Source organism: Colwellia psychrerythraea, assembly GCF_000764225.1.
Lineage (GTDB): Bacteria > Pseudomonadota > Gammaproteobacteria > Enterobacterales > Alteromonadaceae > Colwellia > Colwellia psychrerythraea_D.
This window is the reverse complement of sequence record NZ_JQED01000011.1, coordinates 1-2,625: the sequence shown is the minus strand read 5'-3', so window position 1 is coordinate 2,625 and position 2,625 is coordinate 1. Positions and strand designations below refer to the sequence as shown.

The window sequence follows — 2,625 nt, the reverse complement described above, 5'->3', positions numbered from 1 at the left end:
TGCATATTCTCATGCATCGCGATCACCTAATACCATCTAAGCCGATCACCTAATACCATCCATCGCGATCACTCAATACCATCGATGCCGATCACTTTTCGGTCAAAATGGTATTGAGTGATCGGCTTGAATAGTATCGTTCATTTTTTACACTTTTTTGTCTAGCCAGTAGGTGTTTTTAACCGTTATTCTTTTCATTTTCGATGATGAGAATGACCATGCCAACGGCACCTATTTCAATGCGTAAACTTAAAGAGATTTTAAGATTAAAATTCGGCTGTAAACTCAGTCATCGTAAGATAGCAAATAGCTTATCTGTTTCACCCTCAATCGTGTCTCGCTATGCTTGTAAATCAGCAGAGCTAGGCATTACTTCTTGGCCGCTTGATGAGCAGTGGGATGATCACTCCCTGCAACAAGCGTTCTTCAAAACAAAGCCTCGATTAAAAGGCTTTTCCATTCCCGACTGGTCATTAGTTCAGCAAGAGCTACGCCCTAAAACCATGACGTTGTTATTGCTTTGGGAGGAATATAAAGAGCGACATGTGGAAGGATTTTACAGCTATACCCACTTCTGCCGCCAGTACAAGGCGTGGCTTAAATGCCAAAAGCCCTCGATGCGACAAAACCATAAAGCAGGTGAAAAACTGTTTGTGGATTATTGTGGCCCAACCATGAATATTGTTGATGGCAGTACAGGCGAATGCCGTACTGCACAAGTGTTTGTCGCGGTCATGGGAGCATCAAATTATACCTATGCCGAAGCGACTTACAGCCAGAAACTCGAAGATTGGGTAATGAGTCACGCCCGTTGTTTTGAGTTTCTTGGCGGTGTTCCTGAGCTGATAATTCCTGACAACCTTAAAAGTGCCGTCACAAAACCCTGTCGTTATGAGCCAGATTTAAATCCAACTTATCAACAACTCGCCACACATTACGATACGGTGATTGTGCCTGCTAGACCTTATAAACCAAAGGATAAAGCTAAGGCAGAAGTGGGCGTGCAAATTGTTGAACGTTGGATAATGGCACGGCTTCGTAATGAAACCTTCTTTAGCTTGCGACAATTAAACTTAAAAATACAAGCATTACTGGTCGATTTAAATCACAGGAAAATGAAAAAGCATCCAGGCTCAAGGCTCAGTCAGTTTGATGCTATCGACAGGTCTGCACTCAAACCGTTACCTACACGGCCTTACAGCTATACCTTAGTAAAACAGGTGAGCGTGCATATTGATTATCATGTGGAAATTGAAAAGCACTACTACTCAGTGCCACATACCTTAATTAAACAAAAGCTTGAAGCTCATGCCTCAGGGCAATTGGTGACCCTTTACCATCAAGGCATACAAGTGGCTGTTCACCCTAGGTCGTACCGAGAAGGAGCGCACACAACACTTGAGCTACACATGCCTATCGCTCATCAAAAGCAACAGCAATGGACACCGCAGCGATTTGAGAATTGGGCAAGTAAATTCGGCGCATCAACTGAGCAATTTGTCATGCAATTGATGCAAGCTAAAAAGCACCCAGAGCAAAGCTACCGCGCTTGTATGGGATTGTTAAGCCTAGGCAAGAAATTTACTGACCAACGGCTTGAAGCGGCCTGTCATCGCGCCTTAGCCACAGGTGTCACGCGAGTAAAACAAGTGAAAAACATCTTAGAAAAAGGCTTGGATAAACAACCCTTGCCAGAAGCTCAAGATGATTTACTACAAGAAATTGACCATCAAAATATCCGTGGCAACAACTATTACCATTAATAAACCAAAGGGAAATCTATGCAAAACATAAATCAACAAGTCACAAACCAGTTAAGTAATTTAAAGCTAAGCGGCATACGTGATGCACTATTGCAACAATACAAGCAGCCCAATCTATACATTGAACAAAGCTTCGAAGAGCGACTGAGTTTACTGCTTGAGCATGAAATAACTCAGCGTGACCAGCGTAAAATTGATCGCCTGACTCGCCAAGCAAAGTTCAGAGTGGGGGGCACGCTTGCCCAACTCAACTATGGCACAGCACGACAGCTAGATAAAACGCAGATCCGTTCATTGGCGCAAGGGGAATGGCTTCGCCTTCACCAAAACATATTGATCACGGGATCAACGGGGTGCGGCAAAACTTACCTCGCTTGCGCACTTGGTCAAAACCACTGCCAACAAGGGAGTAGCGTTTATTATTTTAGGCTCAAAGAGCTATTAGAAAAAATGTTCTTGGCACAAGCTGATGGCAGTTATCGCAAACTCATCAACAAGCTTAGTAGTGCGAGTTTACTGATCTTAGATGATTGGGGATTAGAGCCATTGACGGCTCAACAACGGAGTGATTTACTGGAATTAATTGATGCGAGATATGACACAAAATCGACCCTAATTGCCAGTCAATTACCGATAGCAAATTGGTATGAAATGATCGGAGAATCGACACATGCTGATGCGATTTTAGATCGGCTTGTTCACGGGGCAATAAAGTTGGAATTAAAAGGAGAATCGATGCGAAAAAAACTAAATTCCTTGACTGATGCCGATCACTCAAGTTAGATTTTACTGAGGTCTACTGGCAGACAAAAAAGTGATCGGCTTGAATGGTATTGAGCGATCGGCATCATAGTATTACGCA

At 43.2% G+C, this 2,625-nt stretch carries 2 protein-coding genes; both read left to right on the top strand.

Annotated elements, in window-relative coordinates:
* Positions 1-218 precede the first annotated feature (218 nt).
* On the top strand, positions 219-1,763 hold the full coding sequence (gene istA / locus ND2E_RS14705) for an IS21 family transposase (RefSeq protein WP_033093128.1): 1,545 nt from the start codon (positions 219-221) through the stop codon (positions 1,761-1,763).
* 18 nt (positions 1,764-1,781) lie between these two features.
* Positions 1,782-2,546: an IS21-like element ISShfr5 family helper ATPase IstB gene (istB, locus tag ND2E_RS14710; protein WP_033093127.1), complete on the top strand. Its 765-nt coding sequence runs from the start codon at positions 1,782-1,784 to the stop codon at positions 2,544-2,546.
* The last annotated feature ends 79 nt before the right edge of the window (positions 2,547-2,625 follow it).

Excerpts from the sequence above, each read along its gene's own strand:
- istB (WP_033093127.1), top strand. The coding sequence starts at position 1,782 with ATGCAAAACATAAATCAACAAGTCACAAACCAGTTAAGTAATTTAAAG.
- istA (WP_033093128.1), top strand. The coding sequence starts at position 219 with ATGCCAACGGCACCTATTTCAATGCGTAAACTTAAAGAGATTTTAAGA.